This is a genomic window from Geobacter grbiciae, assembly GCF_018531165.1.
Taxonomy (GTDB): Bacteria; Desulfobacterota; Desulfuromonadia; order Geobacterales; family Geobacteraceae; genus Geobacter; species Geobacter metallireducens.
In genome coordinates, this window is sequence record NZ_JAHDIW010000002.1 from 222498 (window position 1) to 240471 (window position 17974).

Here is a 17974-nt window from a genome sequence, read left to right on the forward strand (position 1 = left end):
CCTGCGGCGGTTGCGGAGCGACCGGCATCGGGGGCGGCAGCGCCATTGGAGCTGCAGGCGGAGGAGGCGGCGGAACGGCCTTCGGCAAGGTCAACGGTACTAGACGCGATTGCTTCGTTTCGCCACGGAAAATAGGACGAAATATATTTCGTCGAAAACCGGCAAACCGGTTCGAAGTACATTCAAGAAGATCAAGCCTGAGTTTTCTGTCGTCGGTTGCAACCGCTCTGGAAGGTTTTGGGGAACGGCTGACCTTCGTCGGAGGGGATGTCACCTTCGATACCGTCTGCTGACGCGGCATTCTGATGTAGCTCACAATTGCGGCGACCACGAGCACCACAAGGAGAATGGAAAGGATGAGCCTCTGACGGTTCATTTCCCCTCCGGACGCAGATAGGCGGAAAGTTGCATCTTGAGAGCAACCGCCTCCTCGGTCATGCTGGTGTTTGAGAGGGAAATCGAGTCTATCGTCAAAAGACCTCCGTGACACTGAAGATCGGAAATGAAACTCTTTATGCCTGCGTATTGGCCATCGAGACTCATTGTCACGCCATAGACGACCAGGTTTGCCTCCTTCTGAGCCTCGGGTTTATAGGTGATTCCCTTGACCTTCAACCCATTGTTGGCAGCTATTTCGAAAACTTCCATCATCTGCCGGGTAAAATCCCGCTTCAGAGGTATACGCTCCTGAAACGCTGCAAGGTCGGCTGTCCCCTGACGATAAATCGTCCCTAGGTCCCCACCACCCGTCACGAGACGACGCTTCTCAGTCCATTCATTCTGGAGCTTGACGAGTTTCGGCTCCTGAACCAGCTGGGAGTACATCACGATCCCCATAATCACCAGAATAAGAACGAGGATCACGGCAATTGGCATCCGCTTGACCTTAAGAACCTCCAGAAACTGATTTCTGGTCATAGGAAATCCACCTTGCACGTAACGGTGAATCCCACACCCCTCTGATCAGTTCCCTCTTTGACTTCCGTCTGGCTCTGGAGAAACACGTCGGAAAACCGGGGGGCTCCTTCGAGATTTTCCACAAAGGTCCTCAAATTGCGAAATTCCTTCGCAGTTCCAGCGAGCGTCAGGGTCCCCTCTTTGAGTTTCGGCTCTATGGATGAAAGAGTAACGCCATCGGGTACTACAGCCTCCAACTGATCGAGCAGAAGGAGCCAATTGAGTCCTCTTTTCTTGAGGATTCCATTGGCGACTGAAATTTTCTTTATGATCCCCTGATACTCCTGCTCCGTCACTCCCTTGGCTGATGTCGCAAATCGTTCCTGAAGCTTCGCCAGTTCACCTTCAAGTTGCTTTGCCTGACCGGCGTTCGTGGCGACCCCTTTGACAACGAAGAACAGGACCAGCACCAGCAGGGCGACAGCAGCGGCCAATGCAGCATTCAGCTTTCGCGTATCAATAAAATAGCGTGTCGATAGATTGATCTTCAGATCCATCAGAGATTCCTCGTTGCAGCACCAAGGGCAGCTGCCAAGGAAGCCAATGGCACCCCACCGCCCACCACGGAAGAGGCCGGATTGCCGACGAACGTATCCGGCAAAAGCATGAAGGGCTCCAGTCCGCACGCTTCGGTAATGACTGTCCTGAACAACTCACCATCCCCGGCCGGCGCCAGACAGAAGGCTTCGCGAAACTCCCGCCCAGGATTCTTGTCCCGATAAAAAAGGAGCGAATTATTGGTTTCCATGAAAACACGGTTCATATCAAGATCAGAGCCCGGCAGTTCCTTTGCCCGGTAGAACTCAAGTACATCTTGATGAAATATAAGTATGCTCAACACATTATCATGACATGCAGCAAACAGGGAACTTTCGCTCATGGCTATCCGCGGAGAGAAAAGCCGATAGAGGTTAAATGAGGTGAAATCGATGTGAGCCGGCTGAATTCCCGCTTCGGCCAGCAGTTCTTCGTACTGGCTGACCACTTGCCGTGCAATGATTGCCACAAGAACCGATATCTCGCCGTTCTCTTTCTCTCGCAGCAGCTGATAATCAAGATGCATTTCGTTTACGTCGAAAGGAAGACTCTTTTTGAGCTTCCACCGGATAATGTCATATCCCTCGTCACGATTCTTGAAGCGAGTCTCCAGGTCAAGGATGACCACCCGCCCGCAGGCGTCGGGCAGTGACACCGAGACAAGGCCGGTACGGTGAAGAAGCTTCAGGTACGCCTCTTTCACCTCCTTCACGAAAAGAGCCGGCTCCACAACGTTCGGCTCCCGATGAACGAGTCTAACGGTTCCGGCCGGGAACTGGGCGGTTTCACAGGCGAGCAGCTTCGGGCGGTTCTTGCTTCCGCCAACCGCTGCCATCCTGACCCCATGCTGGGTTATCTCCATCCCCACTGCATTACGGGAAAAAAACATGAAAGCCTTTCATCGATAAAGTGGACCAAGCGCTATTCAACAAAGGTGACGCGATTGATTTCCCGCAGAGACGTCTCTCCGGCCAAGACCTTTTCCACAGCCGACTCGCGAAGGAAAACCGTTCCCGCTTCCCGGGCGGCCACCTTGAGTTGGGCAGCCGGCGTCTTGGACATGATCAGTTCACGGATGTGGTCGTTGAGATCAAGCAGCTCAATTATGGCGGAGCGACCGCGATAACCAGTGCCGTTACACTCGTCGCACCCGCGCGCATCGAAAAAGGTTACGCTGCGGCACTGCTCCGGGTCAAGTCCTGATTCAATGAGTACCGAATCAGGATGCACAGTCGGCAACTTGCAGTGGGAGCAAAGCTTGCGCACCAATCGCTGGGCCATGACGCAGTTCAGGCAGGAAACGAAGTTGTAGGGGTCGATACCCATGTGAATAAAACGACCGAGAACGTCAAACACGTTATTGGCGTGTACCGTGGTGAATACCAAGTGTCCCGTCAGTGCGGATTGCACGGCGATCTGGGCAGTTTCAGGATCGCGGATCTCCCCCACCATGATCTTGTCAGGGTCGTGCCGAAGGATTGAGCGCAATCCCCGGGCAAAGGTCAGCCCCTTCTTCTCGTTGACCGGAATCTGGACAATACCCCGCAAGGCATACTCAACCGGATCCTCTATGGTTATGATCTTTTCCTCACCGGTATGAATCTCGGTAAGAGCAGCATACAGGGTCGTGGTCTTGCCTGACCCGGTTGGTCCGGTTACTAGAACCATCCCGTAGGGCTCGCGGACCTTTTTCCGCAGTCTTTTCATCTCCCGCGGGTTCATGCCAAGGGTTTCAAGGGTCAGCCCCTTGAGATCGGAGGCGATGCTCTCCTTGTCGAGGATACGGATAACAGCGTCTTCTCCGAAGGCGCTCGGCATGATAGAAACGCGAAAGTCGATGGCCTTGTCGGCAATCCGGACCTTGAAACGTCCATCCTGGGGAATGCGCCGCTCTGAAATGTCGAGCTCGCTCATGACCTTGAGGCGTGAGATGATCGGTGCCTGGAAATGGACGTCGAGAGTCTCCGTTGCCCGGTAGAGAACCCCATCGATCCGGTATTTGATGACAACCCCTTCCAACGCCGTTTCGATATGGATATCGCTTGCCCTGCGTGTCAGGGCATCCATGACGGTAGAGTTGACCAGCTTAATGATCGGGCTCGTATCGGCGGAGATCTTCTCCATGGAGAGGATCTCCTCACCTGTCTCGTTCTCCCGCACGAGTTGGAGCATGAAATCCTCGGAAACTTCCTTGAGGACCCGGCTCGTGGCCTCTCCTTTTTTCAGGATGGCGGCAATCGCCGATTCAGTGGCCAATTTAGTGATAAGAGGCCGATCAAGGAGCAGTTCAAGCTCGTCAAGTTTTATGACATCGGTGGGATCAGAGATGAGGATGACAAGGCTGTTGCCCTGCTCCTCCAAGGGAACAAAGCGGAACCGGTAAATGGCATCGGGGGGAAGCGCGTTGAGAATTGCCTCGTTGGGGCGCAATCCCCGGGCATCGACGTACTCCAAGCCGAATTGCTCCGCCAGGGACTCCGCCAGGGACTCCTCGGTAATGAAGCCTTCCTCGACGCATATCTCCCCGAAACGCTTTGTGGTCGCCTTCAGTCTTTCGACGACGAAGGGAAGGTCGTCGGTTCTCAATGACCCACGTTCGATAAGAATTTCGCCGATGTTTTTCCTTTTAAAGACATGCTTCATCATGGTTTGTATCCGATCAGGCCCTGTGCCCGCAATTAGTCTCCGACCCTTGGTTATCCAACAGTCCCAGCGATCTTGAATACTGGAAGATACATGGTAATGATGATGACGCCGACCACCAGCCCCATGACAATCATAATGGCGGGCTCAATGGCAGTGGTAAGGAGATGAAGCCGTGCATCGATATCACTTTCAAAATATTCCGAGATGTCGCTCAACATCTCTTCCAGAGATCCGGTCGTCTCTCCTACACCGAGCATGCGGAGCGCCAGAGGTGGCATGAATTTGACCGACTCGATGGCATTGGAGAGGCTCATCCCCTCCTCCACTTTAACGACCGCCTGGAGAAGCCTTCTTTCGAGAACCACATTATTAAGCGTGCCGACCGACATCTTCAGCGACTCCACGATAGGAATACCGCTGCCGATGACCGTTGCGAGAGTGCGGGTAAAGGAAGCAACGGCAAACTTCGAGAAAACCTCACCAATAAAAGGGAGGCGAATCCTGAAATCGTCAACCCAGAAGCGCCCCCGCTCGGTTGCGGCCCATCGACGCAGGGCCATGACAACGGCACCGATCAATGCAATAACAAAGAGAATGTAGTGTTTGAGTGTTGAGGAGAACGAGATCAAAATCCTTGTGGGGAGCGGCAATTGCGAACCGGCATCGGCATAAACCTGGCTGAAGGTCGGGACCACGTACACCAGCAGGAAAGCAATCGCGATGGTTGCCACGGTAACAAGAATCGACGGATAGACGAGGGCTGAGACGAATCTTTTCCGCACTTCCTCTACCCTCTTCAGAAAAGCGATGTAACGCCTGATGGTAAGGGGAAGGTCTCCTGTCCGTTCGCCGGCCCTGACGGAAGCAACATAGAGATGGGGAAACGCCTTAGGATACTTTTCCAAGGCATCGGAAAGAGCCATGCCTCCTTTGACGTTCTCGCGGACTTCCTTGAGAATATCCGCGAGTTGCCCTCGATCAAAGCGCTCTAGAATGGTATCCAGTGCTTGTATGATTGGTAGGCCGGCCTTGATGAGAACCAGCAGTTCCTGGTTCAAGGTCAGAAGGGTCTTGTTGTCCACCCTCCTATTGCGTCCGCCCTTTTCCCACAAAAACTGCAACGGCTTTTTTTTTACTTCAAAGACAAAAAAACCCTGTTCCTCCAGACTGACGCGAAGGATTTCGGGATTTACCGCTTCAAATTCCTTGACAATGATTCTGCCTTCTGTGGAGCCAAGCTTGCAAGTGTAGAGGGCCATAGGTCTTTCTTAACACAACAGAATCAAAACATAAACAAAAAACCAAATAGATACGCAGTTTTAGCGTATTCTTAACATTCCGTGGCATCAACTATTGCAGTTCATTTTTCGTGACATGATAAACAGATTTTCGACAGGGGAAGACGCAGATGATAACGCTCCTGTTCCTGATGGTCAGGATTCTTAACGTGCATGGCATGGCAGGTGATGGCACAGGTAATGGTCCTGTCCTCAGCCAAAGGGAGACTTTCTCGGTTCATCTCCGGTTTCATGCCGATGCCGTGGCCGAACTCCATGCCGTGACACTGCCTGCAGAGAGCCACCGGGTTGGTGAGGAGCTGTCTTTTGGTTGCATTAGCAACGAAAAAACTTCCCAGTTTTTCCTTGGGAAGTACATGGCAGACCCCACAACTCTCGGGAGAAGCGTGGGGGTTGACTGCGCCATCCGGAACCTCTGGCGCGGCAATCCCTGTCCCTGAGAAAACAAGCACCGCAACGCAAGCCCCAATTCCCTGCTTCACGAATGACATCGCCTAGCACCTCTGTGGGTCTAGTAAACCTTGGGATTGTGATCGACACCATGACAGGAAAGGTAGCATTCGCCCCGGAATGTCGAAATACCCTTCTCTACAAACTTGAGTTGCCCCTGAGAGTTTGGTGACACTACTGATTTATTGAAGGTAATCAGATACTTATTATCCGGACTCCCGTGGGAGCTGTGACAGGTATAGCATGAAGTTCCTGAGTCGGCACCGCTTCCACCTCCTCTTCCTTGAATGTGCAGGGCATGGTAACGGAAGCTCTCGTTTCCGAGAATGCTCGTACGATCGTGACAACGGTAGCAGAGAGCATAGGTATAGGGTGTTTCCGACTGCTTGTCGCTTGTCGAATAATGGTCCACGAGGATATGTTCATACTGCGAACCATGGGGCCCTCGTGGGGACTCGGGATTCTCGCTGCCATGGCAGTCACCGCATGAAATTGTCGCTACATCACCCGCATTAATCTTCTTTTCTTTGTACGGCTTCAGAAGGCTGATGACCGCCGTATTCTTCCCCTCCCCCTCCACGGGATGAAAGGAAGGATTGGTCAGTGCAAACTCCATCCGTTTGTTTACTTGCCTCCCTGGCAGGTTGGCACTTTCACCGTGACACTTGTAACAAAGTTCATATTCCTTGTTTACGGACGAAATTACGTTACCTACCCGCTTTCCCCTGATTCCTGCGAACTTGTTCTCGCTGGTAACGTAATGGGGATTATGGCAATCAACGCACTCGGCGTGGCGTGGGATACGGGAGTCTGTCTCAGGAAGCACCTCGTTGCTTTGGTGAATTCCTCGGGCATCAAACGTCGGATGGTGATAAGTTTTGAGGAACTCCGCTTCAATATTCTTTCTGTTGCTTCCGGCGGGAGCAAAATTTTTCGGCATATTTTTATATGATTGCTTCAACCTTGAAGGGTCACCATGACAGATTATACAAGTTTCAGGACCACCGCCCGACTTGAAATTGAAGCTCAGGTGGCAGGTGGAACAACCGGTGGACACCTTATTGGTATCAAGGTGAACTGCATCTTTTGGATAGGATGCAGCGAAAAGCGCAGGTGACATAAACAAAAAAAACACCAATGTTAGTATAAGATTTTTTATCGCCATTGTTGCTTACTCATGGATTATTCGTGAAATTGTGACAGTTAGTGCACACCGAGTCGTGGGCATTTGTTGCGGACGTTCCGTCAAGAACCCAGAAAGGCGTGGTAGGATCGTTATACTGCGTCTGATGGGGATCATGACAGGTTATGCACTGCATCCTGTTTTCTCTATCCAGACGAATTTTAGCATTGGTTGGAAGTTGGTATGAATTACCAGGTCCCTCCAAGACATTGAGCCGATCACGGACAGAGGCGTTATACACAAATGAAACCGGATGGTGGGAATTGGTTATCTTTGTTCGGTTAAAAACATGGGTCCCCGACATAACCGTATTGACGTTGTTGTTCACCTCAATGGCGTCACCGTTCAAAACGGCTCCCAGTGCAGTGACGCCGTCGTGGCAACTTAGACAGAGGCGCGATGAACCATTGGGCTCAGACTTGTAATCGCTTGAGGTCTTCGCCGCAGGGTCGGTGTGGATGGCAAGAGTGTTGGATGAATAATGGCCGAAGGTCTGGGTGGTATCGTTACGGTTCCAAAGGACCGTTTGAGGTTTGGCGTTGTGGGGGGTGTGGCAGAAAATGCAGATTTGCTTGCCCCTTGGATCGGAAGCGTTCGTAGCTTTGTAGTTCACGCCGGTATTGCTGAACGAGAGGTTATGTTTGTTGCCGCCTTCCGTGAACTTGGGGCCTTGAGCACCAAAACCGGCGCCTGTGTCAAAAAAAACAACAATCAGAAACAATAAAACCGGAAAAAGGTTGTCTGTTTTAACCATCATGGCGGGCCTTGCCTCAGGTACTCAAATATCTGGATACGTTTGTTATACGTGTCGGCAACAAAGATCCTGTCATGCTTGTCTATGAATAATCCACTCGGGAGATAGAATTCGCCCGGCCCGTTACCGGGCTTCCCCACGAACAGGAGGAGTTTTCCTTCCTGGTCAAATATCTGAAAATTATCGAATGAAGCATCCACAGCATAAACATGAAGATCGCTGTCCACGGCCACCCCCCGCGGTCGCGCGAATGAACCGGGGGCATCGCCGACTTCGCCGAAACTCCTAAGGAAATTTCCATCACGATCATATTTTTTTATAGTGAAGTTCATGGAATCAGTTACGTAGGTGTTTCCTTCCCTATCCACCGCTACGTTGGACGGCAAGCTGAGTGGCTCGCCACTCCCGTCGCGGGGAAACTCCCCACGATAATGTCCATCCTTGTCAAACTTCTTCAATTTATGTGCCAACACATCAACCACATAAACATCACCGTTACCGGCAACAGCAATCCCGGCCGGCCTTTTGAACGTGGTCTCTCCGTTGCCAAACTCCCGAAGGTACTCTCCCTGGCGCGAAAAAACGTATACCCTGGCATTGATTGAATCAGACACCAGCACATTACCGTTCGAATCAAAGGCCACTCCAACGGGACTCGCGAGCGGTTCGTCCCCGGCTTGGCGGATGTAGAAAACTTCACGATTATTCAGATCGTAGCACTGTACTACCCGTGTAGAGGAATCCGCAACGCAGAGGAGGGAGCCACCGTCACCGGCTAATCCGTATGGCGTCATCAGGGGTATCATCACCCGCTCTTCCCCGGTAACGATTTGCCAAAGGCGCCCAACCTTACTCTGAATCGGCACAATCTGTTCCGGTCCGGTTATTTCGCGGAGGAATCGGATTCGGGGCGGATTAGGCGGCGGAGGCCAGACAAGGTCAACTGCAGGGTCATGGAGAGCAATGGGGCTGGTGCCTACTCCAGCACAACCCGGAAGGATGAGACCGAGCAAGAGATATAATAAGTACCGTACAGAACACGAATGAAGAACAGACTTCATGCCAGCATCATCCCCACAATCCAGATGGCAAAAAAGACGGCCATCGCTCCCCCCCACCCTGCAGCGGCCTTACCGTTCATTGTCCCGCGCTTTGGGAATGCCTTAACAATAAGAACCATAGTCGAGGCTATCCATCCCCACAAACCAACCTGACAGATAACTGCCCAGCCATCATGCAGCATGGCGGCCTCCCTTGCGAGTCAGCTTTTTGACCAATGAACCTAGCTTTAACTTCCAGACCATCAAGACGGCTTCCCGAACAATCTTCTTCGACATTTTGGAACTTCCCGCATGACGGTCAATGAAGATAATCGGAATCTCGCCGACACGGAAACCTCGCTCGACGCAACGGTAGTTCATCTCAATCTGGAACGAGTATCCGTCGGACCGTATCGTATCCAAGTCGACGGATTCTATCACTCGACGTCGGAAACACTTGAAGCCGCTGGTGCAATCTCGAAGCGCAAGCCCGGTTACAAATCGTGTGTAGACACTTGCGAAGTAGCTGAGCATCAGTCGTCTGATGGGCCAATTGACAACACTTACGCCGTTCAGATAGCGAGATCCGACCACAACGTCATACTTGTCCGTAGCGGCAAGGAGCGCTGGAATAGTTGCCGGGTCGTGGGAAAAGTCGGCATCCATTTCGATGATGAAATCGGCCCCATCCCTCAAAGCCACTCTGAATCCGTCACAATAGGCTGAGCCAAGCCCCATTTTACCAGAACGGCGGAGCACGTGGATACGTGGATTGTCACTACTCATCCGGGCAGCGATTTCTCCCGTGCCGTCCGGAGAATTATCATCCACCACCAGGACATGTATGTTGTCACGCTGAGCCAGTATCTTCTCCATAAGTGCAACGATATTGTCACTCTCGTTATAGGTTGGTACGACGACATATACCTTCACCTGATTTTCTCCCTCCACAAAATACGCTGGTTCAGATACGTTATTTCCATGCTGCCGCCGCTAGCAAACCGGACGCCCATACAAATAAATTTTGTCTGCAGGATAGAGAATTATGTTTCAGCAGGTCAACTGAATGAAAATAACACAGGATCTATATAAAAATAAGCAACAAAAAAAGGCCATGCGATGCATGACCTTTTTTTGCAGATGGCGGGGTCGACGGGGCTCGAACCCGCGGCCTCCGGCGTGACAGGCCGGCGTTATAACCAACTTAACTACGACCCCAAACTATTCAACTGTTTACTTCAGTAATGCCGTACTGAATAAGTCTCCTCACGACATTATGTGGTGGGCGAAGAGGGGATCGAACCCCCGACATCCAGCTTGTAAGGCTGGCGCTCTCCCAGCTGAGCTATTCGCCCTTATATTTGGCGGGGTCGACGGGGCTCGAACCCGCGGCCTCCGGCGTGACAGGCCGGCGTTATAACCAACTTAACTACGACCCCAAATATAAGTAAGAACAATGAACTAACCACTTAAAATAACGTCAGTTCCAACAACAAAGCCCTTACAAAACGGATTTTGTTTATACCAAACCACCATACATCCTGTCAACCATAATTTTATTTCTCAATGGGCAGTAACAATATTTGTTGCTTGACCTTCAGCGACAGTTACGCCGGAGGGAGCAACCACGGATAATGTGCCTTCAAGAAGAGCCCTTGACAGGACTTCATCCATATGGGAAACGGATGTAATAGTCATTCCCTCATATACTTCCTGGGGAATTTCATGAAGGTCTTTCTGATTATCCCCGGGGATTATTACTTCTTTAATCCCCCCGCGACGTGCGGCAAGAAGTTTTTCCTTGAGTCCGCCTATGGGAAGCACATTGCCCCTCAGGGTCACCTCTCCGGTCATGGCGATGTCCCGGCGAACACCTCTACCGGTCAAGGCCGAAGTAATTGCAGTTGCGATGGTAATTCCCGCAGACGGCCCATCTTTTGGAATCGCACCTTCAGGAACATGGATATGGATATCGATTGCCTGATAAAAATCCCGCTCAAGCCCAAGAATATGGGCACGTGATCTTACATAAGTCATGGCCGCCTGGGCCGATTCCTGCATTACCTCACCCAGCTTTCCGGTTATAGTAAGCTTCCCCTTTCCAGGAACAATTGCCACCTCGATGGTGAGGAGGTCTCCGCCGACTTCAGTCCACGCAAGGCCGGTAACGGCACCCGCTGAATCCTTTTCCTCGGCTGTTCCAATCCTGAATCGGGGAGGGCCCAGAAAATCCTTGAGGTGCTTGGGCTGGAGTGTAAATTTTTTCTTCTCACCTTTCACGATGCGGTGGGCAACCTTGCGGCATACCGAAGCTATCTCGCGCTCGAGGTTCCGCACCCCCGCCTCGCGTGAGTAAAATCTGATCATATCCAAAATTGCTTTCGAGGAAATACTCACCCTCTCCAGGGCAAGACCATTGGCCTCCATCTGTTTTTTCACGAGGTAACGTTCAGCAATTGTTAGCTTTTCATGCTCGGTGTACCCGTCGAGTCGGATAACCTCAAGCCTGTCGAGCAGCGGGCGTGGTATCCCATGGATTGAGTTGGCGGTAGCAATAAACATTACCCGTGAAAGATCATACTCAACATCGAGAAAATGATCGCTGAAATGGGCGTTCTGCTCGGGGTCAAGAACTTCAAGCATTGCAGATGCCGGGTCACCGCGGAAGTCAGAACTCATTTTATCGAGCTCATCCAGCAGAAATACGGGGTTATTGCTCCCCGCCTTCTTCAGGTTCTGGATAATCTTGCCGGGCATGGCCCCCACGTACGTGCGACGATGCCCGCGAATTTCAGCCTCGTCACGCATGCCCCCCAGCGACATCTTGACGAATTTTCGGCCAGTCGCTGTGGCAATAGAGCGCGCGAGGGATGTCTTCCCAACCCCGGGAGGGCCAACAAGACACAGAATCGGCCCCCTGATTTTCTTGACGAGCGTCTGTACGGACAGGAACTCAAGGATGCGTTCCTTGACCTTGACAAGACCATAATGATCCTCGTCGAGTATTCTCTCTGCGGCAACAATGTCGTGCTTTTCCCTGGAGAGCTTTCCCCACGGGAGTGTAGCAAGCCAGTCAACATAGTTTCTGACAACAGCCGCCTCGGCAGAAGCAGGGGACATGAGCTTGAGCTTTTTCAGTTCGGCCAATGCCTTTTGTTTTGCTTCCTTGGAGAGCTTGCCCTGTGAAACCTTTTCCTCGAGTTCTGCGATCTCCTGCTTGTAGTCGTCCTTTCCCCCAAGCTCCTTCTGGATCGCTCTCATCTGTTCATTGAGGTAGTATTCCTTCTGGTTCTTCTCCATCTGCTTCTTGACGCGGGTGCGAATCTTACTTTCGAGCTGCAGAATTTCGACCTCGGACTCCATGAATGCAAGGAGCCTTTCTAACCGATGACCCGAGTCAGCAAGAGCAAGAAGTTCCTGCCGATCACTCAGCTTGAGGTTGAGATGAGGCGCCAAGGTATCGGCAAGCCTGCCGGGGTCGGTAATATTGAGGGTCGCACTGACGGTTTCCTGCGGTATTCCCTTAGTCAGCTTCACGTAACTCTCAAAGGTAGAACGGGCGCTGCGGACAAGGGCTTCCATCTCAGAGGTTGTTTCTGACTCGCCAGGAAGAGACTGCACCTCGACAATAAAATGATTCGCTTCAGGGTGATATGACGCAATAACACCTCGCCTTTTCCCCTCAACGAGAACTTTCACGGTTCCGTCGGGGAGCTTGAGGAGTTGGATCACCTGAGAAACCGTACCAATCGAATAGATATCCTCTTCATTCGGTTCTTCGGTCTTGGCGTTTTTCTGGGTAGCGAGAAAGATCAGACGGTTATCGTTCATGGCTGCTTCCAGGGCAGAAATGGACTTCTCCCTTCCGACAAAAAGCGGAACAACCATGTGCGGGAACACAACAATATCTCTTAATGGTAAAAGAGGGAATCTTTCCAGATCCCCTCTCTTGAGCGGTTGACTACCTTGATTATCGTGCATCTAGTTCCTCAGATCAGGCGGATTCCGCCACACTTTCGTAGACTATGATCGGTTTTTCCCGGTTATAGATTACATCTTCGCTTATGACTACTTCCTTTACCATGGTTTGAGAAGGAATCTCGTACATGATATCGAGCATGGCATTTTCCAGAATGGATCGAAGCCCCCGGGCACCAGTCTTGCGCTTCAGAGCTTCACGCGCTATAGCAACGAGGGAACCATCGGTAAATTTGAGCTTCACGTGTTCCATCTCGAAGAGTTTCTGGTACTGCTTGACGAGAGCACTCTTCGGTTCCTTGAGAATCTGAACCATCGCTGCCTCGTCCAGTTCGTGAAGCGTGGCAAGCACCGGAAGACGCCCGATAAACTCGGGAATAAACCCGAACTTGAGAAGATCCTCCGGGGTAACGTCAGTAAGGAGTTCACCGGCCTTCTTCTCCACCTTGCTCTTGACGTCGGCACCAAAGCCAAGGGTCTTGACACCAATACGCTGCTGAATGATGTTATCAAGGCCGGCAAAGGCTCCACCGCAGATGAACAGAATGTTTGAGGTATCAACCTTGAGAAATTCCTGCTGGGGATGCTTTCGGCCACCCTTTGGAGGCACGCTGGCAACGGTGCCTTCAATTATTTTGAGCAACGCCTGCTGAACCCCTTCCCCCGAGACATCGCGGGTTATGGACGGAGAATCGGATTTGCGGGCAATCTTGTCTATTTCGTCAATATAGATAATGCCCTTCTGGGCACGCTCCACATCGTAATCGGCAGCCTGCAGGAGGTTAAGGATAATATTCTCAACATCCTCACCAACATACCCGGCTTCCGTAAGATTGGTGGCGTCAGCCATCGCGAACGGAACCCTGAGAATCCGCGCAAGGGTCTGGGCAAGAAGAGTCTTGCCTGAACCGGTGGGACCCAAGAGGAGTATGTTGCTTTTCTGCATCTCCACGTCGCTTGGCTTACCCATGGACTCGATACGCTTGTAGTGATTGTAGACAGCAACGGCAAGGATTTTCTTGGCCCGGTCCTGACCGATGACGTACTCATCAAGAACATCCTTGATTTCACGGGGCTTGGGTAGTTTCTTTACGTCCGGTCCCATGGCCTCTTCAAGCTTGCTTTCTTCGGCAATAATATCATTGCAGAGTTCGATGCATTCATCACAAATATAGACCGTCGGCCCTGCGATGAGCTTCTTCACCTCATCCTGACTCTTGCCACAGAAAGAACAGGTCAGATTTTCGCTGCTGTCGTTTCTTCTACTCACCGAGAACCTCCGCTGGTGGGTTTACGCGCTATAATTGCGTCAATAATACCATACGATTTTGCTTCTTCACCAGACATAAAATAATCACGCTCGGTGTCAGCTTCAACCTTCTCAAGAGCCTGCCCTGAATTTTCGGCGATGATCTCATTGAGCCTTTTTTTCATCTTCAAAATTTCCTGGGCGTGGATGTGAATATCGGTCGCCTGCCCCTGGAAACCGCCAAGCGGCTGATGGATCATGATCCGGGAATGGGTCAGGCTGAACCGTTTCCCCTTCTCGCCGCCGGAAAGGAGAAGAGCTCCCATTGAAGCGGCCTGGCCGACGCAAATCGTGGAGACGGGAGCCTTTATATACTGCATGGTATCGTATATCGCCATACCTGCAGTCACGACACCTCCCGGAGAGTTGATATAGAGGTGAATATCCTTGTCCGGATCCTCGGCCTCCAAGAAGAGAAGCTGGGCAATCACAAGATTTGCCACGTGATCGTCAATGGGGCCGCCAAGAAAAATGATCCGGTCCTTCAGAAGGCGCGAATAGATGTCGTAAGAGCGCTCTCCCCTGCCGGTTTGTTCGACCACGATCGGTACGAGCATATTCCCTCCGGAAACCATATGTTATTAGAGTTCGTCCTTGGCCACTTCCGTTACGACAGCATTCTCCAGAAGATACCCCAAGACTTTTTCCTCATTCAGATGAGCCACAAGATTTTCCTTGGCATTATGATTCTGTTCGTAGAAGTCCTTTACCCGATCAAAATCCTGTCCGGCCTCTTCGGCCATGGCACGAAGCTTAGCCTCGACATCAGGATCATCTACGGTGATTCCTTCCTTTTTAGCCACGGCTTCCAAGAGCAGCGACCCTTTGACCTGACTCTCGGCGGAATCACGATAATGGGTCTTGAAACTCTCATCGTCCATTCCCATCATCTCCAGGGAAAGGCGCTGTTGAGCAAGGCGGTTTTTCATATTCGACAGCATCATTTGAAGCTGCCGCTCCACCAGAGTCGACGGGACTTCAATCTCGTTTTTCCCGATTAGTGCCTTGACGATGCGGTCCTGCACATCAGCTTTGATCCTGGCAGTCTCCTGATCTTCGTGCAACTCGGCAAGCTTGGCTTTCAGTTGCTCAAGAGTCTCAAACTCACCGAACTGCATCGCGAACTCGTCGTCAAGCTCCGGGAGTTCCTTAACCTTTACCTCCTTGACCGTAACGGCGAAGCTAGCCACCTTTCCGGCAAGATCCTTGTTCCCGTACTCCTCCGGGAACGTTACCTCAACGGTTCTCTGCTCCCCGGCCTTGGCACCAACAAGCTGGTCCTCGAAACCAGGAATGAAACGTCCGGATCCAAGTTCGAGCTGATAGCTTTCGGCAGTTCCGCCCTCAAAGGGTATGCCGTCAATAGACCCGACAAAATCAATCACGACGAAATTGCCAGTCTCGGCGCATTTACCTTCCTCCAGCGGCTTGAGTTCGGCCATCCCTTCCCGCATCTCGTTGAGGCGAGCCTCCACGGGTGCAACATCGGAAACAAATCTTTCCCTCTTCACCTCGAGACCTTTGTAATCCTTGACATCAATCTCCGGAAAAACCTCAACCGTTGCTGAATATTTCAACGCTTCACCACGCTTCACTTCATCACTTTCGATGTGAGGATGGGAAACAGGAAATATTTTATGGTCGGCCAAGGCCTTGAAATAGGTTTCGTCGAAAAGGTTCTTGAGAACGTCACTCTCCATCATCGACCGGTAATTCTGTTCCACAAGGGAACGGGGTACCTTTCCCTTCCTGAACCCTTTGATGGCGGCACGCTTCTGAATCTGACCAAAAACCTTTTCTATCTCGGCAGAAACACGCTCCGCCGGAATTTCGAAAGAAATCTTTTTTTTCACGCTGCTGAGAGACTCGACAGTACTCGTCATCACTTATCCTTTCTTTTCTGGATTATTTGAATATCAGACAGAGTTGTTACTGAATGAAAGGCAGATTGAATTGAATTGAATATCTATCGGAGGGGAATCCTCTGCATGACTGGGATGGTGCGAGAGAGGGGAGTCGAACCCCTACGGTTGCCCGCTGGATCCTAAGTCCAGTGCGTCTGCCAATTCCGCCACTCTCGCAGATGTACGAACTACCCACATACGAAGAAGCCCCGTTTATCACGGGGCTTTGCATTAATTGGGGTGGCTAGTGGGATTTGAACCCACGAATGCATGAGTCACAGTCATGTGTGTTAGACCCCTTCACCATAGCCACCATAATTTGGGTTTGGCACGCCTGAGAGGATTCGAACCTCTGACCTACGGATTAGAAGTCCGTTGCTCTATCCAGCTGAGCTACAGGCGCAGAGATGGTCGGGGTGAGAGGATTCGAACCTCCGACCCCCTGCTCCCAAGGCAGGTGCGCTAGCCAGGCTGCGCTACACCCCGCAAGAAGTTGCATTAATAGCACACCCATTGAGGGCATGCAAGCTTTTTTCTACGTCACGCCTTAGATAATTTCCCCTTCAGCAACTCTAAAGCTTTGCCTCGGTGGCTGAGACGATTTTTTCTTTCCAGAGGCAACTCTGCGAGGGACGAACCTTCTTCCTCCACAAAGAACAGGGGATCATATCCAAACCCACCACCCCCTTGGGGAACTTCAAGGATAGATCCTCTGAGTTCTCCCGAGAAGGTGGTGCATGAACCATCAGGCAAACAGAGCGCTATAACGCAATGGAAGGCAGCTCCGCGTCTTTCAGGAGGGGTTCCCCGTAACTCTTCAAGGAGCTTTGCGTTATTCGTCTCATCAGTGGCACCAGTCCCTGCATAGCGGGCAGAATAAACGCCCGGCCTCCCACCGAGAGCATCGACGACAAGCCCTGAATCGTCTGCTAACGCAGGAAGTCCGGTTAAATGCGCTATTGCAGAAGCCTTCTTAATAGCATTCTGTTCAAACGTTACGCCGTCCTCCTCAATCTCTGGAAGATCGGGAAAATCAGCAAGAGAGTATATTCTGCAGTGAACTCCTTCCAGAATCTTTCCAATTTCCAGGAGCTTCCCCCTATTCCTCGTGGCGACAATCAAGTCAGTCATCGGGAAAGAACCTTATTCTGAATCGAGAAAAGCTTTCGTATTCCCTCCACTGCAGCGACACGCATGCCGTCCATCTGTTCAACGGTAAAGGGTTCCGACTCGGCAGTACCCTGTACTTCTACAAAACGGTCAGATGATGTCATGACAAAATTCATGTCGACTTCGGCCGCTGAATCTTCCACGTAATTCAGATCCAATAGAATGTTGCCATCCACGATTCCGACACTGACCGCCGCAACGGCTTCCTTGATGGGGAGCGACGGCAACACACCACGCTCCACAAGCAAGTGCAAGGCATCCACCAAAGCGACATAGGCTCCGGTTATGGAAGCAGTCCTGGTTCCTCCGTCAGCCTGAATAACATCACAGTCTATGAGGACACTTCTCTCCCCGAGAAGCGTCAAATCTGTGACGGCACGAAGCGAACGGCCGATCAGCCTCTGTATTTCATGGGTCCTTCCACCGATTTTTCCACGGGCAGCTTCGCGCGAAGAACGCGTGTGAGTCGAACGGGGAAGCATCGAATACTCGGCAGTCACCCAACCGGTCCCCTTCCCCCGGAGAAAGGGAGGGACACTCTCTTCCACCGATGCGGTACAGATGACCTTGGTGTCGCCAAACTCCACAAGCACAGCCCCTTCCGCATGCTTGATATAATGCCGAGTAATGTTTATGCCCCTGAGGCTCCCCGCCTCACGGCCGTCCGAACGCATATTTCACCTCTCTATGCTAAATTTTAAGCTGCGTACACTAAACGATAGGCTGGAGGATGTCAATCTGCATGACA

17 protein-coding genes and 7 tRNA genes are annotated in these 17974 nt (G+C 51.6%); all 24 read right to left on the reverse strand.

Annotated elements, in window-relative coordinates; translation table 11 throughout:
* Positions 1-372 precede the first annotated feature (372 nt).
* The 24 genes from pilO to rph all read right to left on the reverse strand — a co-directional run bounded on the left by pilO (position 373) and on the right by rph (position 17900).
* The gene (gene pilO / locus KJB29_RS04430) at positions 373-918 is read right to left on the reverse strand and encodes a type 4a pilus biogenesis protein PilO (RefSeq protein WP_215733559.1); all 546 of its coding nucleotides are present in this window, start codon (positions 916-918) and stop codon (positions 373-375) included.
* On the reverse strand, positions 915-1454 hold the full coding sequence (locus KJB29_RS04435) for a PilN domain-containing protein (protein ID WP_215733560.1): 540 nt from the start codon (positions 1452-1454) through the stop codon (positions 915-917). The genes pilO and KJB29_RS04435 overlap by 4 nt, the downstream gene beginning before the upstream one ends.
* The gene (gene pilM / locus KJB29_RS04440) at positions 1454-2383 is read right to left on the reverse strand and encodes a type IV pilus biogenesis protein PilM (protein ID WP_215733561.1); all 930 of its coding nucleotides are present in this window, start codon (positions 2381-2383) and stop codon (positions 1454-1456) included. Before pilM ends, KJB29_RS04435 begins: the two co-directional genes overlap by 1 nt.
* 32 nt (positions 2384-2415) lie before the next feature.
* Complete coding sequence (locus KJB29_RS04445) at positions 2416-4137, reverse strand: GspE/PulE family protein (protein WP_215733714.1); 1722 nt, start codon at positions 4135-4137, stop codon at positions 2416-2418.
* A 53-nt stretch (positions 4138-4190) separates the two neighbouring features.
* Entirely contained in the window at positions 4191-5399 is a 1209-nt protein-coding gene (locus KJB29_RS04450; RefSeq protein ID WP_215733562.1) for a type II secretion system F family protein, read from the reverse strand.
* A 101-nt stretch (positions 5400-5500) separates the two neighbouring features.
* Complete coding sequence (locus tag KJB29_RS04455; RefSeq protein WP_215733563.1) at positions 5501-5929, reverse strand: cytochrome C; 429 nt, start codon at positions 5927-5929, stop codon at positions 5501-5503.
* Between the two features lie 20 nt (positions 5930-5949).
* Positions 5950-7053 carry a cytochrome c3 family protein gene (locus KJB29_RS04460; protein ID WP_215733564.1) on the reverse strand — a complete coding sequence of 368 codons (1104 nt, stop codon included), beginning with the start codon at positions 7051-7053 and terminating at the stop codon, positions 5950-5952.
* A 10-nt stretch (positions 7054-7063) separates the two neighbouring features.
* The gene (locus KJB29_RS04465; protein WP_215733565.1) at positions 7064-7828 is read right to left on the reverse strand and encodes a cytochrome C; all 765 of its coding nucleotides are present in this window, start codon (positions 7826-7828) and stop codon (positions 7064-7066) included.
* Entirely contained in the window at positions 7825-8631 is an 807-nt protein-coding gene (locus KJB29_RS04470; protein ID WP_246560478.1) for a 6-bladed beta-propeller, read from the reverse strand. The genes KJB29_RS04465 and KJB29_RS04470 overlap by 4 nt, the downstream gene beginning before the upstream one ends.
* Positions 8632-8882: 251 nt before the next feature.
* Positions 8883-9068, reverse strand: a complete 186-nt coding sequence (locus KJB29_RS04475) for a hypothetical protein (RefSeq protein WP_215733567.1) — start codon at positions 9066-9068, stop codon at positions 8883-8885.
* On the reverse strand, positions 9058-9798 hold the full coding sequence (locus KJB29_RS04480; protein ID WP_215733568.1) for a polyprenol monophosphomannose synthase: 741 nt from the start codon (positions 9796-9798) through the stop codon (positions 9058-9060). The genes KJB29_RS04475 and KJB29_RS04480 overlap by 11 nt, the downstream gene beginning before the upstream one ends.
* 208 nt (positions 9799-10006) lie before the next feature.
* Positions 10007-10083 (reverse strand) — tRNA-Asp (locus tag KJB29_RS04485).
* A 61-nt stretch (positions 10084-10144) separates the two neighbouring features.
* Positions 10145-10220: transfer RNA gene (locus KJB29_RS04490), tRNA-Val, on the reverse strand.
* 7 nt (positions 10221-10227) lie between these two features.
* Positions 10228-10304 (reverse strand) — tRNA-Asp (locus KJB29_RS04495).
* A gap of 124 nt (positions 10305-10428) precedes the next feature.
* Complete coding sequence (lon, locus tag KJB29_RS04500) at positions 10429-12846, reverse strand: endopeptidase La (RefSeq protein WP_215733569.1); 2418 nt, start codon at positions 12844-12846, stop codon at positions 10429-10431.
* Between the two features lie 13 nt (positions 12847-12859).
* A complete protein-coding gene (gene clpX, locus KJB29_RS04505; RefSeq protein WP_004511973.1) occupies positions 12860-14113 on the reverse strand; it encodes an ATP-dependent Clp protease ATP-binding subunit ClpX in 1254 nt (417 codons plus the stop codon).
* On the reverse strand, positions 14110-14709 hold the full coding sequence (gene clpP, locus KJB29_RS04510; protein ID WP_004511972.1) for an ATP-dependent Clp endopeptidase proteolytic subunit ClpP: 600 nt from the start codon (positions 14707-14709) through the stop codon (positions 14110-14112). Before clpP ends, clpX begins: the two co-directional genes overlap by 4 nt.
* Before the next feature lie 24 nt (positions 14710-14733).
* The gene (tig, locus tag KJB29_RS04515) at positions 14734-16035 is read right to left on the reverse strand and encodes a trigger factor (RefSeq protein WP_215733570.1); all 1302 of its coding nucleotides are present in this window, start codon (positions 16033-16035) and stop codon (positions 14734-14736) included.
* 115 nt (positions 16036-16150) lie between these two features.
* A tRNA-Leu gene (locus tag KJB29_RS04520) sits at positions 16151-16233 on the reverse strand.
* A 59-nt stretch (positions 16234-16292) separates the two neighbouring features.
* Positions 16293-16369: transfer RNA gene (locus tag KJB29_RS04525), tRNA-His, on the reverse strand.
* Between the two features lie 13 nt (positions 16370-16382).
* Positions 16383-16459 (reverse strand) — tRNA-Arg (locus KJB29_RS04530).
* A 5-nt stretch (positions 16460-16464) separates the two neighbouring features.
* Positions 16465-16542: transfer RNA gene (locus KJB29_RS04535), tRNA-Pro, on the reverse strand.
* Between the two features lie 54 nt (positions 16543-16596).
* The gene (locus tag KJB29_RS04540) at positions 16597-17187 is read right to left on the reverse strand and encodes an XTP/dITP diphosphatase (RefSeq protein WP_215733571.1); all 591 of its coding nucleotides are present in this window, start codon (positions 17185-17187) and stop codon (positions 16597-16599) included.
* Entirely contained in the window at positions 17184-17900 is a 717-nt protein-coding gene (gene rph, locus KJB29_RS04545; protein WP_215733572.1) for a ribonuclease PH, read from the reverse strand. The genes KJB29_RS04540 and rph overlap by 4 nt, the downstream gene beginning before the upstream one ends.
* Positions 17901-17974 lie beyond the last annotated feature (74 nt).

What these genes read in the sequence shown, in the direction of transcription:
- pilO (WP_215733559.1), bottom strand. Translation starts at nt 918, where the DNA reads ATGACCAGAAATCAGTTTCTGGAGGTTCTTAAGGTCAAGCGGATGCCA.
- KJB29_RS04435 (WP_215733560.1), bottom strand. Translation starts at nt 1,454, where the DNA reads ATGGATCTGAAGATCAATCTATCGACACGCTATTTTATTGATACGCGA.
- pilM (WP_215733561.1), bottom strand. Translation starts at nt 2,383, where the DNA reads ATGTTTTTTTCCCGTAATGCAGTGGGGATGGAGATAACCCAGCATGGG.
- KJB29_RS04445 (WP_215733714.1), bottom strand. Translation starts at nt 4,137, where the DNA reads ATGAAGCATGTCTTTAAAAGGAAAAACATCGGCGAAATTCTTATCGAA.
- KJB29_RS04450 (WP_215733562.1), bottom strand. Translation starts at nt 5,399, where the DNA reads ATGGCCCTCTACACTTGCAAGCTTGGCTCCACAGAAGGCAGAATCATT.
- KJB29_RS04455 (WP_215733563.1), bottom strand. Translation starts at nt 5,929, where the DNA reads ATGTCATTCGTGAAGCAGGGAATTGGGGCTTGCGTTGCGGTGCTTGTT.
- KJB29_RS04460 (WP_215733564.1), bottom strand. Translation starts at nt 7,053, where the DNA reads ATGGCGATAAAAAATCTTATACTAACATTGGTGTTTTTTTTGTTTATG.
- KJB29_RS04465 (WP_215733565.1), bottom strand. Translation starts at nt 7,828, where the DNA reads ATGATGGTTAAAACAGACAACCTTTTTCCGGTTTTATTGTTTCTGATT.
- KJB29_RS04470 (WP_246560478.1), bottom strand. Translation starts at nt 8,631, where the DNA reads ATGATACCCCTGATGACGCCATACGGATTAGCCGGTGACGGTGGCTCC.
- KJB29_RS04475 (WP_215733567.1), bottom strand. Translation starts at nt 9,068, where the DNA reads ATGCTGCATGATGGCTGGGCAGTTATCTGTCAGGTTGGTTTGTGGGGA.
- lon (WP_215733569.1), bottom strand. Translation starts at nt 12,846, where the DNA reads ATGCACGATAATCAAGGTAGTCAACCGCTCAAGAGAGGGGATCTGGAA.
- clpP (WP_004511972.1), bottom strand. Translation starts at nt 14,709, where the DNA reads ATGCTCGTACCGATCGTGGTCGAACAAACCGGCAGGGGAGAGCGCTCT.
- tig (WP_215733570.1), bottom strand. Translation starts at nt 16,035, where the DNA reads ATGACGAGTACTGTCGAGTCTCTCAGCAGCGTGAAAAAAAAGATTTCT.
- KJB29_RS04540 (WP_215733571.1), bottom strand. Translation starts at nt 17,187, where the DNA reads ATGACTGACTTGATTGTCGCCACGAGGAATAGGGGGAAGCTCCTGGAA.
- rph (WP_215733572.1), bottom strand. Translation starts at nt 17,900, where the DNA reads ATGCGTTCGGACGGCCGTGAGGCGGGGAGCCTCAGGGGCATAAACATT.